The sequence below is a fragment of the Paraburkholderia phenoliruptrix genome, from assembly GCF_902859825.1.
Taxonomy (GTDB): domain Bacteria; phylum Pseudomonadota; class Gammaproteobacteria; order Burkholderiales; family Burkholderiaceae; genus Paraburkholderia; species Paraburkholderia phenoliruptrix.
On record NZ_CADIKB010000006.1, the window covers coordinates 26,267 to 45,411 of the forward strand.

The 19,145-nt window shown below is 64.3% G+C and carries 14 protein-coding genes; 9 read left to right on the plus strand and 5 right to left on the minus strand.

From position 1 onward, the window contains the following. Window positions 1-313: 313 nt before the first annotated feature. Window positions 314-1,210, plus strand: coding sequence for a MipA/OmpV family protein (locus tag HV711_RS09065; RefSeq protein ID WP_035483843.1), 897 nt, complete (start codon window positions 314-316; stop codon window positions 1,208-1,210). Between the two features lie 49 nt (window positions 1,211-1,259). On the opposite strand, the gene treF is transcribed toward HV711_RS09065, so the two are convergent. Beyond that, window positions 1,260-3,095 (minus strand): alpha,alpha-trehalase TreF, encoded by a 1,836-nt coding sequence (gene treF / locus HV711_RS09070; protein ID WP_035483841.1) that lies wholly within the window; start codon window positions 3,093-3,095, stop codon window positions 1,260-1,262. 267 nt (window positions 3,096-3,362) lie between these two features. On the opposite strand from treF, the gene HV711_RS09075 reads away from it, so the two are divergent. From HV711_RS09075 to HV711_RS09095, 5 genes are all read left to right on the plus strand, one after another. After that, window positions 3,363-6,956 (plus strand): response regulator, encoded by a 3,594-nt coding sequence (locus HV711_RS09075; protein ID WP_035483839.1) that lies wholly within the window; start codon window positions 3,363-3,365, stop codon window positions 6,954-6,956. A gap of 82 nt (window positions 6,957-7,038) precedes the next feature. After that, window positions 7,039-7,884, plus strand: a complete 846-nt coding sequence (locus tag HV711_RS09080) for a CheR family methyltransferase (protein ID WP_035483875.1) — start codon at window positions 7,039-7,041, stop codon at window positions 7,882-7,884. 7 nt (window positions 7,885-7,891) lie between these two features. After that, the gene (locus HV711_RS09085; RefSeq protein WP_013590228.1) at window positions 7,892-8,521 is read left to right on the plus strand and encodes a chemotaxis protein CheB; all 630 of its coding nucleotides are present in this window, start codon (window positions 7,892-7,894) and stop codon (window positions 8,519-8,521) included. 9 nt (window positions 8,522-8,530) lie between these two features. Next, window positions 8,531-9,655, plus strand: a complete 1,125-nt coding sequence (locus HV711_RS09090) for a hybrid sensor histidine kinase/response regulator (RefSeq protein WP_013590227.1) — start codon at window positions 8,531-8,533, stop codon at window positions 9,653-9,655. 133 nt (window positions 9,656-9,788) lie between these two features. Continuing rightward, the gene (locus HV711_RS09095; RefSeq protein WP_014971824.1) at window positions 9,789-10,598 is read left to right on the plus strand and encodes a helix-turn-helix transcriptional regulator; all 810 of its coding nucleotides are present in this window, start codon (window positions 9,789-9,791) and stop codon (window positions 10,596-10,598) included. Window positions 10,599-10,632: 34 nt separating this feature from the next. Here the strand turns inward: HV711_RS09095 and HV711_RS09100 are convergent, their stop codons facing one another. After that, the gene (locus tag HV711_RS09100; RefSeq protein WP_035483836.1) at window positions 10,633-11,574 is read right to left on the minus strand and encodes a LysR family transcriptional regulator; all 942 of its coding nucleotides are present in this window, start codon (window positions 11,572-11,574) and stop codon (window positions 10,633-10,635) included. Between the two features lie 201 nt (window positions 11,575-11,775). On the opposite strand from HV711_RS09100, the gene HV711_RS09105 reads away from it, so the two are divergent. The 3 genes from HV711_RS09105 (at window position 11,776) to HV711_RS09115 (ending at window position 14,842) form a co-directional block, all read left to right on the plus strand. Beyond that, entirely contained in the window at window positions 11,776-12,975 is a 1,200-nt protein-coding gene (locus tag HV711_RS09105) for an amino acid aminotransferase (protein WP_035483833.1), read from the plus strand. Window positions 12,976-13,071: 96 nt separating this feature from the next. After that, the gene (locus HV711_RS09110; RefSeq protein ID WP_013590223.1) at window positions 13,072-13,863 is read left to right on the plus strand and encodes a class II aldolase/adducin family protein; all 792 of its coding nucleotides are present in this window, start codon (window positions 13,072-13,074) and stop codon (window positions 13,861-13,863) included. A 4-nt stretch (window positions 13,864-13,867) separates the two neighbouring features. Beyond that, entirely contained in the window at window positions 13,868-14,842 is a 975-nt protein-coding gene (locus HV711_RS09115; protein ID WP_035483828.1) for a 2-dehydropantoate 2-reductase, read from the plus strand. Between the two features lie 81 nt (window positions 14,843-14,923). Here HV711_RS09115 and HV711_RS09120 read toward each other — a convergent pair whose 3' ends face one another. From HV711_RS09120 to HV711_RS09130, 3 genes are all read right to left on the minus strand, one after another. Beyond that, window positions 14,924-15,121, minus strand: coding sequence for a hypothetical protein (locus tag HV711_RS09120; protein ID WP_028359884.1), 198 nt, complete (start codon window positions 15,119-15,121; stop codon window positions 14,924-14,926). Then, window positions 15,118-16,890 carry an FAD-dependent oxidoreductase gene (locus HV711_RS09125; protein WP_035483825.1) on the minus strand — a complete coding sequence of 591 codons (1,773 nt, stop codon included), beginning with the start codon at window positions 16,888-16,890 and terminating at the stop codon, window positions 15,118-15,120. The genes HV711_RS09120 and HV711_RS09125 overlap by 4 nt, the downstream gene beginning before the upstream one ends. A 196-nt stretch (window positions 16,891-17,086) precedes the next feature. After that, the gene (locus HV711_RS09130) at window positions 17,087-19,045 is read right to left on the minus strand and encodes an AI-2E family transporter (protein WP_035483822.1); all 1,959 of its coding nucleotides are present in this window, start codon (window positions 19,043-19,045) and stop codon (window positions 17,087-17,089) included. Window positions 19,046-19,145 lie beyond the last annotated feature (100 nt).

A 19,145-nucleotide genomic window follows, 5' to 3' on the forward strand; every position in this document is an offset into this window, starting at 1 on the left:
CTGCGCATGGAAGCCGGCAACTTCATGTCGCCGAGGTTGGCCTCCACGCGGTAGGCCCGCATCTTGCACTAGCTGCTCGGTCGGCAAAACGTTCGTCCTGTCTCATCCGACGAATCCCATTGCACAAAGCATGTGCGTGGCGGCAGGCAGAGCTGGCGTGTTCGCCTTTTTGCCGTGCAATGCGTGTCGTTGCTGAAAAACTTACATGCCGCGCGCCGCCACGCGGCGCTCGTCCGGGGTTCGCCGCGCGTGGCGGGGAGCGCCGGGCCCCAAAACGTAACCCTCTTCGCGATACGCGGGACTGGAGGAATTGGTGTTGAACAGCCGTAGAAAGCGGATCGGCAAGATCCGCAATAAACAAACAGGCATCGCAGCAAGCTCTTTTGCGGCGCTCGCCATTGGCGGCATGGCCGCCGGTCCGGGGACGGCGCTCGCGCAAACCCCTTCGCCGCTCGGCGAATGGCAGTACTCGGCGGGTGTGCCGCTGCAAAAGATGTGGCAGCCGACCATCCCCGACTGGCAATTGCGCGTGGGTGCCGCAACGTCGTTCCAGCCGCGCTATGAAGGCTCGGACCGGTATCACGTGATGGCGGGGCCGAGCCTCGACGTGCGCTACAAGGACCTGTTCTTTTTCTCAAGCGGTGAGGGACTCGGGGTCAACTTCGCACAGGGCGAGAACTGGCGCGCGAGCCTCGCGGCGGTCTACGACCTGGGTCGCCGCGGACATGACGATCCGCAGGAACTGAACGGGCTGGGCAACATCAATCCCGCGCCGGGCCTGAAGCTCTCGGGTGAGTACGTCGTATCGAAAGACTTTCCGTTGGTATTGCGCGCGGACGTGCGCCGCTATTTTGGCGGCTCCAATGGATGGATCGGCGATTTTGGCGCCTATATGCCGATGCCGGGCAGCTCGAAGAAATTCTTCTGGTTCGCCGGCCCGAGCGTGACGCTGGCCGACTCCACTTATATGAACAGCTGGTTTGGCGTGAACCAGAATCAGGCCGCGCGCTCGCAGTATCCGCAATATCACGCGAGCGCCGGCTTCAAGTCGGTGGGCTTCGGCATCAGCGCCGTGTGGCTGTTCGACAAGCACTGGTTCGCCACGGCGGACGGCGCGTTCCAGCAACTCGTCGGCAGCGCGGGGAATAGTCCGATCACGCACCGCAAGGCGAACGGCGTCGCGGACATATCGATCAATTACCGGTTCTAAACGAAGCACGGCGTGAAGCGTGATCCCGGCGATTGTGTAACCGCCGCGATTACGGGCTCACGCGCGGCCCCTGGAGCCGGTGCGTGTTTTTCGGCGCCGCAGCGGCAGACGCCGCCGCGGCAGACACACCCGCGGGTCCTGCAGCAATATCGCTCGGCCGCGAGGTGTGAACAGCCTGCGGATAAAGCGCGAGGAGGGTACGCAACACGCCGTTGGTCCAGCCGAATCCGTCCTGCAGCGGATATTCGCCGCCTCCCGCGGCCACGCCCGGTGAGGCGGCATTCACATCGTATTTTTCGACGAGCTTGCCCGTGTGCTGATAGTAGGAGACGTTGGTGCTGATCCAGCGCGTGGCGATGGTTTGCGCAAGCGCGGGTTCGCTATAACGGCGCAAGCCGATGACCGCCAGATATTGCAGCGGCGCCCAGCCGTTTGGCGCGTCCCATTGCTGGCCGCTCGCGACCTGCGTGGTGGCGAGGCCGCCCGGGCGCAGCAACTCGCGCTGCAGGGTCGCCGCGACGGCCTTCGCCTGCTGCCGGCTGGCAACGCCCGTATAAAGCGGATAAACCGTGGCGACAGTCAGTTTGTGCGTGAGCGTGCGACGCACGAAGTCGTAGTCGCCGAATGCCTGCAATGGCGGATCCCACAGCACGCGCCGAATCGTGTCGGCGCGAGTCGCGGCGCGCTGCGCCATGTTCTCCGCATGCGTGACGTCGCCCCGCATGCGGTACGCCTTGGCAAGCGCGCGTTCGAGATCGACGAGCAGACAATTCAGATCGACGGGCGCGAGCGACGTGACGTCGACGGTGGCGAGCGTCTTGCCGTCGGCAAACCAGCGCGAGCTGAAATCCCAGCCTGTTTCGCCGCCCGCGCGCAGATTGCGCCACAGGTCCCCGGGATTGCGCTCAGGCGTTTGTTGCGCGGTCACGACGTCTTCGCGGTAGGACTCGTCGCGCGGTGCCGCCCGCTCGTCCCAGTAGCGGTTGAGCAGCGACCCGTCCGCGAGACGCACGACGTGGCGATTCGCGTGGCCCGCGGCGAGGCCCTCGCTGCCGTCCATCCAGTACGCGTATTCGCGTTGCAGCTCGGGCAGGTATTGAGCGTACACGGCGTCGCCGTCCTTGTCGGCCACGAGCCGCACCATCTGCGCAAAGAACGGCGGCTGCGAGCGGCTCAGGTAATACGTGCGGTTGCCGTTCGGAATATGGCCGTAACGATCGATCAGGGTTGCGAAGTTTTTCAGTTCGTCGAGCACGAGAGCGTGGCGTCCGCTCGCCTCGAGGCCGAGCATGATGAAATAGGAGTCCCAGTAGTAGATTTCGTCGAAGCGGTCGCCCGGCACGATGTAGGCATCGGGCAGCGGCAGCAGCGACGACCACGGACTTGCAGTCGAGTCCGGCTCGCGCTTGAGCACGCTCCAAAGCGTGTCGATATGGCTCACGACGTCCTCGTTCGGATCAGACACATAACTCTTCGACGCTCGCGCAGGCAGCGTGAAATTGCGCTTCACGAAGTCGCCGAGACTAAAACCCGGCTGCTGCTTCGCGCTGGCGTAGTCGAGCGCGATCTGCGACGGTGGTTCGAGCGGCACCATATCGGCGAAGGTCTTGCTGTCCGGAAAGAGATGAGCGAGCTGCACGTCGCGATACAGCTCGGCGTACTGCTCCGACGGCGGGACGGGCACCACCGGCGACGCCTGCGCGGGCGTTTCCACATGCACAGCAACATGCACGATGCCGTTCTTTGTTCCTTCCCTTATGCCGCCGCTCGCCTGGGAGACGTCGGCAGCGAAGGCTGTGGCCGCGCAGGGCACACACAGCATGAACGCGGCAACGAGTGCGCTGCGCAAGCGAAGACGGGCGGAAGCGAAGGCGTGATCGGTCATCGGCTGAATTAACGAAAGGAGGAGAGTGAGTACGCGAGCGTGCACTGTTCGCACCATTGACCGCATGGGCTCGGCCAAAGTTGCGTGCGTCTTTTGCCTTTGCCTTTGCGTTCTGCCTTTATGCAGCCATGCAGAGCGCGCTCCTGCACGCAAAAAACGAGACCCCTCCTGTATGATTAAGCGTTTGCGTAAGCACGCACCGTACCGCGCGGGAATCCTGAAAAATATTCCGGATCACGACGATCCGTCTTGCTGAATATAGAAAAAATGACCGCATCGCAAGCTGTCGACGAACACTATTTTCGCGGCATCATTCGCCGCAACATCGCGTTGCCCTTGTTTGTCGGCCTGATCACCATCGGCGTGTTCGTCGGGCTCATCGCCTATCTGGTTTCCACTACGAGTCTTGCCGAGCATTCCGAGCGCGTCATCGGCAAGGCCAATCAGATGCTGCGTCTTGCAGTGGACCGCGAGTCGTCGATGCGCGGTTTTCTCCTCACGGGGGACGAGAGTTTTCTCGCCCAATACGAAAACGGCGGACCGCTTTTCAAGGCGCAAATGGACGAACTCCAGGGTCTTGTCGCGGACAATCCGATGCAGCTCGAAAAGCTCAAGCAGATTGCCGCGATTCAGGAGCGCTGGAACCGCTTTGCCGAAGACCTGATCGACGCGCGCCGCAGAATGCAGGACGTGGCGAGCGTCGTCGCGAGCGGTCGCGGCAAGATGGAATTCGACGAAACGCGCAAACAGTTCGACGACTTTCTCACCGTCGAATTGCGTCTGCGTCAGGAACGCACCGAAGCCTCGCGGCGCGTCACCGTCATCCTGGTGAGCGTGTTCCTGCTCTTTAGCATCAGCGTGAACAGTCTGCTGGCATGGATGGGCCGTCGCGAATTGCTCAATCTCGCCGGTGCCTACGACAAGGCCTTGCGTCAGCAGGCGGAACAGACGGAAGTACTGGAAAGACAGGTGTGGTTGCGCTCGGGGCAGCGCATGCTCGCCGAGCGCGTGGTCGGACAGACCACTCCGCAACTCGTCGGCCGCGCCATGCTGGATTGCCTCGCGCAGTACATGGACGCGGCAGTCGGCGCGCTCTACGTGCGCGACAAGCGGCAGGGCACGCTGCGCCGCGTCGCGACATACGGCTTCAGCCGCGACAGCGAGCAGGCCACGGCGCGCGATCTCGCGGATGCCGACACGCTGGTCGGCCAGGCCGCCGCGTCGCGCCGCATGGTGGTGATGCGCGATGTGCCGGAGAACTACATACAGGTCGTTTCCGCAACGGGCAATAGCGCGCCTAAGCATCTGATCATCATGCCGGTCGCGAGCGAGGGCGAGGTGAATGGTGTGCTCGAACTGGGTTTCATGCGCACACTGGCGCCGCGTGACGCGGAGTTCATCGAGCTTGTCAGCAACAGCATGGGCGACTTCATCGAGGCGGCGCTCTACCGCGAACGCTTGCAGGATGCGCTGGTCGAGACGCAGCAGTTGAATGAAGAGCTGCAGGTGCAGCAGGAAGAACTGCGTGTCTCGAACGAAGGCCTCGAGGAACGCGGGCGCGCGCTGCTCGAATCGCAAACGCGCCTGCAGGCGCAACAGGCGGAACTCGAACAGACCAACGTGCAGCTCGAGGAATATGCGCATCGGCTCGAGCGGCAAAAGGCCGATCTGCTGCGCGCGCAGGACGATCTGGCCGCGAACGCGGAGCGTCTCGAGCAATCGAGCCGCTACAAGTCGGAGTTTCTCGCGAACATGTCGCACGAACTGCGCACGCCGTTGAACAGCTCGCTGATTCTCGCCAAGCTGCTCCAGCAGAACAGAACCGGCAATCTGACCGAAGAGCAGGTGCGTTATGCGGAAACCATTCACGCGTCGAATAGCGACCTGCTGGTGCTGATCAACGACATCCTCGATCTGTCCAAGGTCGAGGCGGGGCAGGTGAGCGTCGAACTGGAGACCGTCTCGCTCGACGCGACGCTGCAATCGCTTGAGGAACTGTTCAGGCCCATGACGGGCGCGAAGCACCTGAACCTCGTGTTCGACCGTTTGTCGGGTGCGCCGGATAGCATCGTCAGCGACGGTCAGCGTGTCACGCAAATCCTGCGCAACCTGCTGTCGAACGCGGTTAAGTTCACCGAACGCGGCGAGGTTGCGCTGTCGGTCGCGCCGGCGGACGACGACATGCTGCGAATCGACGTGCGCGATTCCGGCATCGGCATTGCGTCCGACAAGTTGGAAATGATTTTCGAAGCATTCCAGCAGGCCGACGGATCGACAAGTCGCCAGTACGGCGGCAGCGGCCTCGGCCTCTCCATTTCACGCGAATTCGCGCGTTTGCTGGGCGGGCGCATCACTGTGGCGAGCGAGGTGGGCAAGGGCAGCGTGTTCACGCTATGGTTGCCGCTCGACGCGCGTGCGGCGCTTGCGGCGGGCGGCGAAAGTGCGGCTGCGGTTTCGCATGAGACGTCCGCACATGCGGTGGCCACGAACGGCGATACGGACAACGCATTGCTCGCTCGCGCATCCTGGGGCGAGGCGGCGCCGGCGGTCATCACGCCCGCCAACGGTGTGATGACGACAACACCTGCTCGCCTGGCGGGCGCGGGCAGCGCCGCTCAACCAGCCGGCGCGCCTGAAGCCGGCAGCGCTGCCATTGCCGACGACCGCGACAATCGCACGCGCGCAGGCCGTCTCATCATCGCGTTGGAAGACGATCTCGCGTTTGCGGAAATTCTGCGCGATCTCGTGCATGAACTGGATTTCGACTTCGTGCATGCGAGCAACGCGGCAAGCGGGCTCGCGCTCGTTCGCGACATGCGCCCGGCTGCCGTGCTGCTCGATGTGGGCCTGCCGGACCGCTCGGGACTTACCGTGCTCGAATGGCTGAAGAACGATCCGCTCACACGCCATATTCCGATTCACATCGTGTCGGCGACGGATCATGCGGACAAGGCGCTGCACTTGGGCGCGATCGGCTATACGCTCAAGCCGACCGCGCGCTCCACGATGGAAGCCGCGATCCGCCGCCTCGAAGCGCGCCTGCAGCAGCGTCTGAAGCGCGTCCTCGTGATCGAGGACGACGCGCCGATGCGCGAAAGCATCCGCGCGCTGCTGCAAAGCGACAACACGGAGATCGTTGCGGTCGCAACGTTGTCCGAGGCGTTGCAGCATCTCGAGAAACTGTCGTTCGATTGCGTGGTGACCGACCTCGCGCTGCCCGACGGCACCGGCTACGATTTGCTGGAGCGCCTCGCGGCCAATACGGAACACGCGGCACTGCCGGTGATCGTCTACACGGGGCGCATGCTGTCGGACGAAGAAGAGCACCGCCTGCGCCGCTATTCGAAGTCGATCATTATCAAGGGCGCGAAGTCGCCGGAACGTCTGCTCGACGAGGTGACGCTGTTTCTGCACAGCGTGGAGTCGTCGCTGGCACCCGAGCAGCAGCGCATGCTGCGCACGGTACGCCAGCGCGACAATGCCTTCGAAGGCCGTACGATCCTGCTCGCCGAAGACGACGTCCGCAACATCTTCGCGCTTTCGCATGTGATCGAACCGCTCGGCGCGACGCTGCAGATCGCGCGCAATGGCCGCGAAGCATTGGACGCACTGCAAAACGGCCCTGAAGTGGACCTGATTCTGATGGACATCATGATGCCCGAGATGGACGGTTTGACCGCGATGGGCGAGATTCGGCGCAATCCGCGTTTTGCGCATCTGCCGATCATTGCGTTGACGGCGAAGGCCATGGCGAACGACCGTCTGCGGTGCCTCGAAGCAGGCGCGGACGATTATGTCTCGAAGCCGATCGACGTGGACAAGCTGGTCGCGCTGTGCCGTGTCTGGCTGCGCCAACGTTAGAGGTGGAACCGCAGCCATGAACGGCGACGATAAACGCCACGAATCCAACGCACGGGTGCGAGCCGGCAAGACGGAGATCGCCATGAGCCAAGCCGAGTTGGACGCACCGCAACGCATGAGCGATTTCGACATCGAGTTGAAATTGCTGCTGGAGGCTATTTACCTCAAATATCAGCACGATTTCCGCCACTATGCGATGTCGTCGCTGCGCCGCCGCCTCGCGCAGGCACTCGATGAGTTCGGCCTCGGCACACTGTCGCAATTGCAGGACCGTATCCTGCGCGACGGCGATCAGTTTTCGCGGCTGTTTCAGTACCTCACCGTGCAGGTCAGCGACATGTTTCGCGATCCTGCCTATTTTCTCGCGCTGCGCGAGCACGTCTTGCCGCGTCTGCGCACCTATCCGTCGATCAAGGTGTGGGTCGCAGGCTGCAGCACCGGCGAAGAGCTGTGGTCGCTAAAAATTCTTTTCGACGAAGAAGGCCTGACCGAGCGCACGCTGTTCTATGCGACCGACATCAACCCCGACGCGCTCGCGCGCGCCGAAGCCGGCATTTATGCGCTGGACCGCATCCAGGGCTTCACGCAGAATTACCTCGCGGCCGGCGGTACGCGCTCGCTGTCGGACTACTATCACGCGGCCTATAGCGGCGCGCGTTTTGCGGGCTCGCTCAAAGGCCGTGTCGTGTTCGCCGACCACAGTCTCTCCACCGACGAAGTGTTTCTCGAAGCGCACCTCGTATCGTGCCGCAACGTGCTGATCTATTTCGATCGCGGTTTGCAGGACCGCGCGCTGGGTCTGTTCGAAAACGCGCTGGTACGGCGCGGTTTTCTCGGACTCGGCAGCAAGGAGACCCTGCGGTTTTCCCGTCATTACGATGCCTTCGACGAATTCCGTCCGGGCGAACGTATTTACCAGAAGCGCTGAGACCAACGTGAACCCGCGCCCAAGCATTCGGCCTGACGTCGACGCCCAGCGGGGCGCGCATCGCGCGCGCGCGTGCGAACTCGTCGTGATCGGGGGCTCGGCGGGCGGCATGGAGGTGATCCACCTGCTGCTCGCCGCGTTGCCGGCAAGTTTTGCACCGGCCGTGATGATCGTCATGCATCTGCCGCCGGACCCGCCCAGCTATCTCGTGCACGCGCTGGCCCACCGGTGCGTGTTGCCGGTGATCGAGCCGGACGCCGGCGACGAGATCATGCCGGGCCGCGTGCACGTCGCGCCGCCTGGCTATCACATGCTGGTCGAGGTGGACAAAACGGTTGCGCTTTCAACGGATCCCGCCGTGCGCTTCTCGAGGCCTTCCATCGACGTCTTGTTCGAGTCCGCGGCAGCGGTGTATCGCGAGCAGCTGCTCGCGCTCCTGCTGTCCGGCGCAAACGACGACGGCGCGCAAGGTTTGCAGCATGTGCGCGCGTGGGGCGGGCTCACGTGGGTGCAGGATCCCGGCACCGCGACCTCGCCCGACATGCCGCGCACCGCGATCGAGCGCGGCGCGGCCGATTGCATCTATTCTCCCGAAACCATGGCCCGGCGGCTCGCAGCATGGCCGGCCTCTCTTTGATCCGATGCCATGTCGAATCCACCCGTGAACATTCTTATCGTCGACGACATCGCTCACAACATCACCGCGCTCAAGGCCTTGTTGACGCGCCCCGATGTTGCCGTGCTGGTGGCCGATTCGGGCACAGCCGCGCTCGATCTGCTGCTCAAGCACGAGGTGGCGCTCGCGATTCTCGACGTCAATATGCCGGGCATGAACGGTTTCGAACTGGCGGCGTTAATGCGCGGCAGTCCGCGAACCTCGCATGTGCCGATCATTTTTTTGACCGCCACCGCGCAGGATGCGTCGCGCACGTTTCGCGGCTATGAAGCCGGGGCGGTGGACTTTCTCTACAAGCCGTTCGATCCGCGCATTCTGCAATCCAAGGTGGATGTGTTCGTTCAACTCGAGCAGCAGAAGCGCCAGCTCGCCGCACAGCTCGTTACCACGCGTCAGATGCTCGAAGCCAACGAAATGCTGATGGCGGTGCTGAGTCACGATCTGCGCACGCCGCTCGGCGCAGTGCTCGCGTCCGCGGAATACCTGATGCGCACCGCCGCTGATCAGCAGTCCGCAACCGTCGCGGCGCGCGTGAAAAACAGTTCGCTGCGCATGGCGCGGATGGTCGATCAACTGCTCAATCTCGCGCGTTTGCAAGGCGGACGCCTGCCGCTGCAGCCCCGGTCGATCGAACTCGCGACGCTATGCCGTTCCGTAATTGACGAGTTCGCTTCGCGCGAGAACGGTAAGCGCATCGTGTTCACGAGCCGCGGCCATACAGCGGGCGCGTGGGATACCGATCTCGTCTGGCAGGCGGTGTCGAATCTTGTGAGCAATGCGCTGCACCACGGCGCGGCCGGCGATGTGAGCGTGCACGTCGACGGCGAGGCGGAGGATTGCGTGCGCCTCACGGTGGCCAACCGCGGCGTGATTCCGCCTGAGGTTGTCCCGCATCTCTTCAAGGCATTCGGGCCGAATAACGGCGGCTCCCGTTCGCGCGAAGGGCTCGGCTTAGGCCTGCATATCGTGCACGAAATCGCGCGTATGCACGGCGGACGTGTCGACGTGAAGTCCGACGAAAGCGACGGTACCGTGTTCACCATCGAGCTGCCGCGAATGGTGACGCTGGAACGCGGCTCGTTTTCCGGCAAGTAATCGCGGCGGAAAACTAGGCGCCTTTTCCGCGGAAATGCCGTGAGTGCCCTTGCCGCGCATGCGCACACGAACGCATGCATGCTGTGCTACGCTTGGCGCTACCCAATACACGCCGCGCAAGCCCGAAGCCATCATGCGTTCCTGGCGCATTTCCCCGCCTCGTCGAAATGAACAGATCAGCACCGCGCGTGCGGCCGAGCTCGTCATGTCCATTTCGCACGAGGACGCGGACGCACTCGCGGCCAGCATGCTCAAAACGGCCGGCGACATCATGCCGGTCTCGCAGTGCACCGTGTTCGCGTATGAATCCGGCGCGCGCCCGCGCACCATTTCGGCGGCGGATCACCGCGGCGGCCGTTTTCTGCGCGACGTGGCCCATCGTTACGCGGCGCATTTTTATGCGCTCGACGGCAACCGGGCGATCATCGACGGCTCGCGCTCGCGCGACGCGCTGGTGCTGCATCAGCAGCAAAGCGAGGAGATCGAGAACGAAGCGTATCGCACGGCCTGTTACGAGCAGCCCAATGTGTCGGACCGCGTCTCGTTGCTCGTGCAACCTGTTGAGAGCGTGTGGCTGTCCATCAATCTGTATCGCGACCGCGCATACGGCGTCTTCGAGGCAGGCGAGATGGAGCGAGTCGAAAGTCTCGCGCATCTCTTCGCGCACGCAGCAAGAGCGCATTACGCACTTCATGGCCAGCACCATGAAAGCCCGGCCGCGACCATGCTCGCGCGCGTGAGACGGATCTGCCCCGCGCTCACGCCGCGCGAACTCGACGTGCTGAGCGGCACACTCGAAGGCGCCACCGCAGTTGAAATCGGCGAACGGATGGGCGTAAAGCCTGCGAGTGTCGTCACCTATCAGAAGCGCGCTTACGCGCGGCTCGGCATTTCAAGTCAGCGGCAACTGTTTGCGCTGTGCGTGGCGCCGCCACGAAGCTGATACTCGCCGTGTGGCCCGCGCCTTGAATGGACTATCAGGCGCGTTTTACCCGCGTATCGGCCTGCGTTTCGCGATCCCAGCGTCTGAGCCAGGGCAGCAGGAAATCCGCGAAACCGGCAGCGGGCGGCGATAACGCGCGTTCCGTCGAGCGATACAGACAGACTTCGCGGATCGTTTCCGGCTCGACAATCCGCTTCATCACGAGGCCGAAGGTGCGCGCGAGTGGCGCCACATAAGCCGGCGCGAGCGTGACGGCGAGGCCGCGCGCAGCGATGCCGAACGCCGTCGTCACGTTGTCCACCACGTCCGCCGGAACGATGCGCGCCTCAACGGGCAAATCCGCGAGCATCTGGTCGACCGCACGTTCGTGATCGCGCCCCGTCGCGACGATAGGGACATCCCGCAACTGCTGCCACTGCACGCGCCTGCGCGCGCCGAGCGCATGCGACGGCGCACACCACATGACCCACGGGCTCGCGAACGCGGTATCCCGGCTCACGCGCCCACCGCTTGGCCGGTCCGGGCCGATCGCGAGGTCGACGTCCGCGCTTTCCACGCGCTCGACCAACTGCTCCACCACCGTATCGCAAATGCGCACGACCACCTTGGGCTTGTCGCGCGCATAGTCCGCGATCGCGGCGGGCAGCGCGGTGGATGCGAGCACGAGCGGGGCGCCGATCCGCACAATGCCGGCCGCGCGATTGCGGATATCGTCGGCAGATTGGGCGGCGGCGCGCACGTGCCGCAGCACCGATTCCGCCGAGGCGAGGAAATCCTGCCCCGCGCTCGACAGATTCACGCGCCGCGTGGTCCTGTCGAACAGGCGAAAGCCGAGCTCCGCTTCGAGCTCGGCGAGCAACTGGCTCACCGCCGACGAGGTGAGCCCGAGCCGCCCGGCAGCCGCGCCGATGCTCTGCAGGTCGACAATGGCGAGAAACGCCTCGAATTGACGAATGGTGACGCGAGTAAGTGCCATGGTGCGATTCTAAAGAGAAACTTACGAATCGTGAAAAATCCGTTGATTGTGGATTGCCGCGCGTTCATCGACACTTGCCCCAATCGACGGAAGCACACAAAGGCGCTTAGACTTTCGGTCTCGCCCGGCTGCGAACGCGACGTGAGCGCACTGTCTGCGCAAAAACCAGCGCTACGGCAGGGCTCCAATCAAGGAAATGCCATGTTCGAACATATTCCCGCCTATCCCGGCGACCCCATTCTCAGCCTGAACGAAGACTTCCAGCTCGATCCGCGCCCGAACAAAGTCAATCTGAGCATCGGCATTTATTTCGACGACGCGGGCAAGCTGCCGGTCATGGACGCCGTGCGCCGCGCCGAAACCGCATTGCTCGATGCCATCGGTCCGCGCTCCTATCTGCCGATGGCGGGCCTGCCGCTCTACCGCGACACCGCCCAGGCGCTCGTGTTCGGCGCAAACAGCGAGGCGCGCGCGGCGGGGCGCATCGCGACATTGCAGACCATTGGCGGCTCGGGCGCACTGAAGGTCGGCGCCGATTTTCTGCGGCGCTATTTTCCCGCTTCGCAAATCTGGATCAGCGACCCCAGCTGGGAAAATCATCGCGTCGTGTTCGAAGGCGCGGGTCTAACGGTCAACACCTATCCGTATTACGACGAAGCGACGGGCGGCCTGCGTTTCGCCGATATGATCGACACGATCGGCCGGTTGCCGGAGCGCAGCATCGTGCTCCTGCATGCGTGCTGCCACAACCCGACCGGCGTCGATCTGAGCGCCGCGCAATGGGCGGAGCTCGTGCCGGTATTGCAGCGTCGCAAGCTGATCGCGTTCGTCGATATGGCTTACCAGGGCTTTGGCGCCGGCCTGGACGAAGACGCCGCGTGCGTGCGCATGCTGGCCGACGCGGATATACCGCTCATGGCGGCCAATTCGTTTTCGAAGAATTTCTCGCTGTACGGCGAGCGCGTGGGCGCGCTGAGCGTGGTCTGCAAGGACGCGGATGAAGCGGGTCGGGTGCTGGGCCAGTTGATGTCCACGGTGCGCGCGAACTACAGCAATCCGCCCACGCATGGCGCACGCCTTGTGGCCAACGTGCTGTCCGATGCGTCGTTGCGCGCGTCGTGGGAGGCGGAACTGGCCACCATGCGCGAGCGCATTCTCGCGATGCGCGGCACGATTCACGCGGGACTCGCGGGCCGTGTCGATGAAGTGATGCGCACGCGTTACGTTGCGCAGCGCGGCATGTTTACCTATACGGGGCTGACCGAGAAGCAAGTCGAGCGCTTGCGCAGCGAACATGCGGTGTACGTGTTGCGCTCCGGGCGCATGTGCGTGGCGGGCCTGAATGCGCGCAACGCGGACTACGTCGCGTCGTCGATTGCGGCGGTCGTGTCGGGCGCATAGCGCGGCGAGACACTGGCCGGCGGACGCGCCGGCGCAGTGGCAGCGCAGGCACGGCGGCAAAGCGGGCACAGCCAACAGATCACCATGGAGACGTCGATGACGACACTTGATATGCCACCGGCGAGTGTGCCGGACAAAACGGACATGCATCCCGACGAATGGCAGACCCGCGTTCAACTGGCCGCCTGCTATCGCATCTTCGACATGCTCGGCTGGACCGAGATGATCTACAACCACATCACGTTGCGCGTGCCGGAAAGCGTGAGCGGTGGCGAGCGGCAGTTCCTCATCAATCCGTTCGGCTTGCACTACAGCGAGGTCACGGCGAGCAACCTGGTGAAGATTGACGCGCAGGGGCGCGTGCTCGACGGCTCGCGCTATCCCGTGAATCCGGCCGGTTTCGTCGTGCACGCGGCGATTCATGAAGGCGTGCCGGGTGCCCATTGTGTGATGCACACGCATACCACGGCGGGCGTCGCGGTCGCGTGTCTCGAAGAAGGGCTGCAGCAAACCAACTTCTACAGCGCGCAATTGCACGAGCGCATTGCGTATCACGACTTCGAGGGCATCACCGTGCATGCGGAGGAAGGGCCGCGGCTCGTCGAACATATCGGCGACAGGCAGGCGGTGATTCTGCGCAATCACGGACTGCTGGCATGGGGACGCACGCTGCCGCAGACGTTCGCGGTTCTGTGGACGCTCAATCGCGCGTGCGAAATCCAGATGGCGACGTTTTCAATGGGTAAGGCGCGAGCAGTTCCTGAGGAGGTGGCCATGCGCTGCTCGCGCGACGCGCTGCAATTCGATCCGCGTCACGGCGCGGGACAGGACGTGTTCGATGCACTCGTGAGGCGAGTCGAGCGCATCGACGCGAGTTACAAGGAATGAATCCATGAAAGCAGCGATTTACGGTGCGGGCGCCATCGGCGGATGGATCGGCGTGAAGCTCGCGCAGGCGGGCCACGAGGTCGGCGTGGTGGCGCGCGGCCCGACTCTTGCCGCCTTGCGTGAGGAGGGCTTGCGGCTGATCGACGGCGGCACCACGCATGCAGCGAATGTCCGGGCCGCGGAGAATCCGGCGGAACTCGGCGTGCAGGACCTCGTGGTGGTCGCGGTCAAGGGCCCGGCCATGGCCTCGGTGGCCGCGCACATCGCGCCGCTGCTCGGCGCGCAAACCACGGTGCTGACCGCCATGAACGGTGTGCCGTGGTGGTTCTGCGACGGTCTGCGCGGCGATTTTGCAGGCACACGGCTCAAGTCGATTGACCCGGACGGCGCCATTGCCGCCGCCATTCCCTCAGCGCAGACAGTGGGCTGCGTGGTGCATGCGAGCTGCCTCGTCGAGGCGCCTGGCGTGATCCGGCATCACCAGGGGAATGGACTGATCATCGGCGAAGCTGCAGGACAGGCGAGCGAACGCGTGAAGGCGCTGACCGACATGCTGATTGCGGCGGGTTTCAATGCGTCGATGTCGGAGCAGATCCAGCGCGACGTCTGGTACAAGCTGTGGGGCAATATGACGATGAACCCCATCAGCGCCATCACCGGCGCCACCACCGACCGCATTCTCGGCGATGAACTGGCGCGCGGCTTCGTCACGAGCATCATGCTCGAGGCGAAGGAAATCGGCGCGCGTTTCGGCATTCCGATCGATCAGGACCCGGAGGACCGCCACGCGGTCACGCTCAAACTCGGCGCGATGAAAACGTCGATGCTGCAAGACGTGCAGGCGGGCAAGGCGGTGGAACTGGATGCGCTTGTGAGCGCCGTCCGCGAACTCGGGCAGTTGACCGGTGTGAAAACGCCTTATACGGATGCGCTGCTCGGGCTCGCGCGTCTGCATGCGAGTACGCTGGGTTTGTATTGAACGCGGCGTTTGCATGACAACCGAAAGCCGCCGCGCGTAGTGCGCGACGGCTTTTTTGCCTTTATCAAAGCTTCGTGACGACTACGCCGCGAGCACAGGCGCCGCAGACGCAGGCAAGCGTGCCGCTTCGATCAAAGACAACGCCCGTTGCGCATCGTCGAGTTCGGTGATGAAGAGCAGCGCAAGGCGAGCCAGATAGAGGGGCCCCTGCGCTTCGCCTTCGGTGGTGAGGGCTTGGCAAAGCGCGGTATAAACGCGGTCGAGATCGCTATCGGTCATGACTGGGTCTCCGTGTGTTGCATCGTCAGTGTCGCCGTCAGCGCGCGCTGCACCGCCGCCGCGCTGCCGTTGCGCCAGCGCGCGAGCACATGGCCATCGGGGCGGATCAGATAGACGGTGCCGTGAGTGGCACCGAACGCCTCATGCAGGCGGCCGGTGTGATCGATCGCGATGGCGCTGTCTGCACGCGCCTCGGTGCGAGTTGCAACCACGGTGACCACTCTGAACGGAATCGCGCGGCTGGCGAGGTCGTCCTGCATCCGCTGCCATGCCGCGTCTTGCGAGGCATCCACGCCAAAGCGCAGCGCGGTGAAGCAGGGCGCAATCAGATCGGTGAGGTGAATGGCCTCCTGGCTGCCATCGCGAAGGCGCTCGAGCCGGCATTCAGGCAGCACGCTGCCCGGCGCGGGGCCTCTGGTGAAAGGGTCGACTGCGTCGGACGCAGTCGAGCTTTCGGTTGGCTCAGCCGCAACCCGATTGAGCGGCGAGTCCGCATAGGCAATGGGATGCGTTTGCCTCGGATTGATCAGCGGCCGCACGCCAGGGTGATGTTCGGCGAGTCCCAGCACGGCGCTTCGCATCAGGTCGAATGCGAAGGTGGGCGGCGCCATGAATTCCGTGCTCTTCATGCCGTAGCTCAGATTTTCGCGCGCGGCGAACACGCGCTCGTCGCTATAAGTGTCGAGCAGATCGGGCGACGCGATACCGTTCACCACGCAACCCAGTTTCCAGCCGAGATTGTCGGCGTCGTCGATCCCCGAGTTGGCGCCGCGCACGCCGAAGATCGGCACGAGATGCGCGGCATCGCCCGCGAATAGCACCGCGCCGTGGCGATAACGCTCGAGCGTCAGCGCGTTGGCCTTGTAGACGGTGATCCAGATCGGCGACCATGCCCCTTTTTCGCCCATCGAATCCAGCACGCTCTGCACGCGCGGCATCACGTTTTCCGGTTCGACGGCGGTCTGCGGGTCTTCGTCGTCGCGTAGCTGGTAGTCGATCCGCCATACGTTGTCGGGCTGCTTGTGCACGAGAACCGTCGAGCCCGGGTTCGACGGCGGATCGAAATAGGCGAGCCGCTCGGTCGCGCGATCGCTGTCGAGTTCGATATCGACGATCACATAGCGGCCTTCATATGTCGTGCCGGTGAGCTTCAGGCCGAGCGCCTCGCGTATCGTGCTGCGCCCGCCGTCGCACGCGACGACCCAGTCGGCTTCCATGCGCCATGCAGTGTCGCCGGTCTGCAGATCGAGTGTTGCGCCGCCCGCCGCGTTGGAGGCGGCGGACTGCTCGATGCCAGTGACGCGCGTTTGCCAGCGAATCTCGATCAGCTCCGCATGCCGCTCCAGTTCGTCCAGCAGGAACTGCTCGATCTGATACTGCGCGATGTTGATCATCGGCGGAAGCGATTGCTCCGCGTCCTGATGCATCGAAAAACGGAATACTTCGGTGTCCCGATAGAAGCTGCGCCCGCCGGTCCACGGCAGGCCTTTGTCCAGAAAGCCTTGCACGGCGCCGATGCGCTTGAGAATTTCCAGACTGCGCCGCGAGATGCAGATGGCGCGGCTGCCTGTGCAGACGCTGTCGTCGGCTTCGATCAGCACCGAGCGCACGCCTTGCCGGGCGAGCGCCAGCGCGAGCGTCATGCCGACCGGGCCGCCGCCGACAATCGCCACGGTCCGTCGCACGGGATCGCGCCCGTCGACGAGCGGCGGCACTACGCCTTCGTAATGGCGCGGCGTGAACGGGTAGGGTTTGAAGCTGGGGGGCATGCGCGTCTCCTCGATCTTCGCTGCAATTCGCGCCCGCCGCGGCGTGGTTTTTCTTTCGACAGGCAGGGCGAATGGAATAGCGATGAGCGAAGTATGAAGGAGCGTCGACCCGCGCCTGTCCTCAATTTGGGTACAGGCGCATGGCGATCGATTCAAAGGTTTGACTCGGATGCGAAGCACGCAGCCGGCGCACCGGCTACTCGCCGCCGCCCGTGACAGGCGAGTGCTGGCGCGCATGCAACGCCGACGCAGCCACCTGGCATTCCTCGATCATCGCCCGGAAAGTCGGCGCGGAGTGAGAAGCGGCCGTCGCGTGCGGTGCCGTGTCGTACCCGTTTTCCGCGGTGCCGCCCACGCCGACCACGAGCGTCGCTCTCTGCCGCCATTCGCGCGTGCGCCGCAGCATATTGCGCAGATACGGCGGCGAGTCCGGCGCGTCGAGCGTGACGATGCAGATGATGGACGCATTCCTGTAGCTCGGTTCGTCGGCGCGAGCGCTGCGGTAGCCGGAGTGCGTCGCCATGATCGGGGCGAAGCCGAGGCGCCCGAGCAATTGCACCGCAATGGCTGTCGTGACCTCGTCGAAGGCGCCGCGCCCGGGCACGCAGAGCACCGCCGTCTTCTCGCCGTCGGTTTGCGCCGGCGAATGAGCGCGCGCGGAAGTGCCGTGCTGCTCCGACAGATCCGCCGTGGAAGCAGCGTGCAGCGCAAGCGCGTCGCCGGGTTCGGGACGTATGAGGCGGTCCGGCAGGCCCTCGGCGATTTCCAGGTTCTCGACAATGTCCACCAGCGCTTCATTCACCCGCGCCAGTTGCTCGGGCATCAGCACGCCGCGCATCGCGTCGTTGCGGGCGAGCTTGAGCCCTTCGAGCGCGACTTTGTCGTAGTAGTCGATCAGCGACATCTCGCGCAGCAGGCGCTCCGCCTGCACGATGGCCTCGTGCGGATCGTCCGCCAGCAGCCGCTGATAGAAGTTCTGAGCGGGCGTGAGCGCCGGCTGGTCGCCGAGCAGCACCGTGAGGAAGTTGAGGCGGTCGGCGTAACGCCCGAGCGTCACCACGCACAGCGTGAGCGGCGTGGACAGCACGAGGCCGATCGGCCCCCACAGCCAGCTCCAGAAGATGGCCGCCACCACGACGGCGAGCGGCGACAGCCCGGAGCGGTGCCCGTACAGCAGCGGCTCGGCAATCTGCCCGGCCACCACATCCACGACGATGAACAGAATCAGCGTGTACACCGCCATCGTCCATTGCGGCTGGATCGCGGCGGCGAGGATGAACGCGAGAATCGCCGCGATCCAGATACCGATGTACGGGACGAAGCGCAGCAGCGCCGCGATCACGCCGAAGAGCAGCGCGCCCGGCACGCCGATAATCGCGAGCCCGATGGCGATCACGCCGCCCGCGCTCAGATTCACGCCGAGTTGCGCGACGAAATAGCGGCTCAGACGCACGGCGGCGTCGTTGATCGCGGTCGTCGTGCGATGCAGGTCGCGCGAGCCGAAAAGACTGATCAGGCGGTCGCGCAAGTCCTCCCTTTGCAGCAGGATGAAGATTGTGACCACCAGCACGATAAACGTCGTTTCGATCGGCGCAATGGCCGGCGACAACGCCCGCCGCGCGAGCTGCAGCGGCGTGGGAGACGGCTCGTGGACTTCGACCGGCGTGGGCACTGCGGGCGCATTGCGCGCCGCACGGCCGGTGGGTCGCGGCGGCGGCGGCTTCGAGGGCGCGACGCGTTGCAGCGTGGCCGCGGCGCGGCTCATCAGCGAATCGGCGCGGCCGATCGTTTTCTCCTGCACGGTTTCGATCTTCTGTTCGATCGCAAACTGATATTGCGGCAGGTCGCTCGCCAGCTGCACGAGCTGCGCGCCGATCAGCGCACCGATTGCAAGCAGCGCGGCGAGCGCGAACAGCACGGCGATGAAAATGGACGGCAACTGGCCCATGTGCAGGCGCCGCAAAGTCTGCACGAGCGGCGCGAGCAGGAAGCTGAGCAGCACGGAGAGCGTGATGGGGATCAGCACCGCGCGTCCGAAGTAAAGCGCGGACACCACCACGACGCCGGTGATCACCGAGGCGAGGCCATGCAGGCCCGGCGCGCCCGGCGGATAAACGCGGTTTGGCCGCCCATGCGGCGGTAACGATATTTTCATGAGCACACTGTCCGATTGAGCGGCGCGGTCGCTTGGGTCCCGCGCGCGACGAACGCGGCGGCGTGGGCCATGGGGCCCGATGGGACCCATACGACGGAGC

Coding starts and splice junctions, on each gene's coding strand:
- treF (WP_035483841.1), bottom strand. CDS start 3,095: ATGACCGATCACGCCTTCGCTTCCGCCCGTCTTCGCTTGCGCAGCGCA.
- HV711_RS09075 (WP_035483839.1), top strand. CDS start 3,363: ATGACCGCATCGCAAGCTGTCGACGAACACTATTTTCGCGGCATCATT.
- HV711_RS09080 (WP_035483875.1), top strand. CDS start 7,039: ATGAGCCAAGCCGAGTTGGACGCACCGCAACGCATGAGCGATTTCGAC.
- HV711_RS09090 (WP_013590227.1), top strand. CDS start 8,531: ATGTCGAATCCACCCGTGAACATTCTTATCGTCGACGACATCGCTCAC.
- HV711_RS09095 (WP_014971824.1), top strand. CDS start 9,789: ATGCGTTCCTGGCGCATTTCCCCGCCTCGTCGAAATGAACAGATCAGC.
- HV711_RS09100 (WP_035483836.1), bottom strand. CDS start 11,574: ATGGCACTTACTCGCGTCACCATTCGTCAATTCGAGGCGTTTCTCGCC.
- HV711_RS09105 (WP_035483833.1), top strand. CDS start 11,776: ATGTTCGAACATATTCCCGCCTATCCCGGCGACCCCATTCTCAGCCTG.
- HV711_RS09110 (WP_013590223.1), top strand. CDS start 13,072: ATGACGACACTTGATATGCCACCGGCGAGTGTGCCGGACAAAACGGAC.
- HV711_RS09115 (WP_035483828.1), top strand. CDS start 13,868: ATGAAAGCAGCGATTTACGGTGCGGGCGCCATCGGCGGATGGATCGGC.
- HV711_RS09120 (WP_028359884.1), bottom strand. CDS start 15,121: ATGACCGATAGCGATCTCGACCGCGTTTATACCGCGCTTTGCCAAGCC.
- HV711_RS09125 (WP_035483825.1), bottom strand. CDS start 16,890: ATGCCCCCCAGCTTCAAACCCTACCCGTTCACGCCGCGCCATTACGAA.
- HV711_RS09130 (WP_035483822.1), bottom strand. CDS start 19,045: ATGAAAATATCGTTACCGCCGCATGGGCGGCCAAACCGCGTTTATCCG.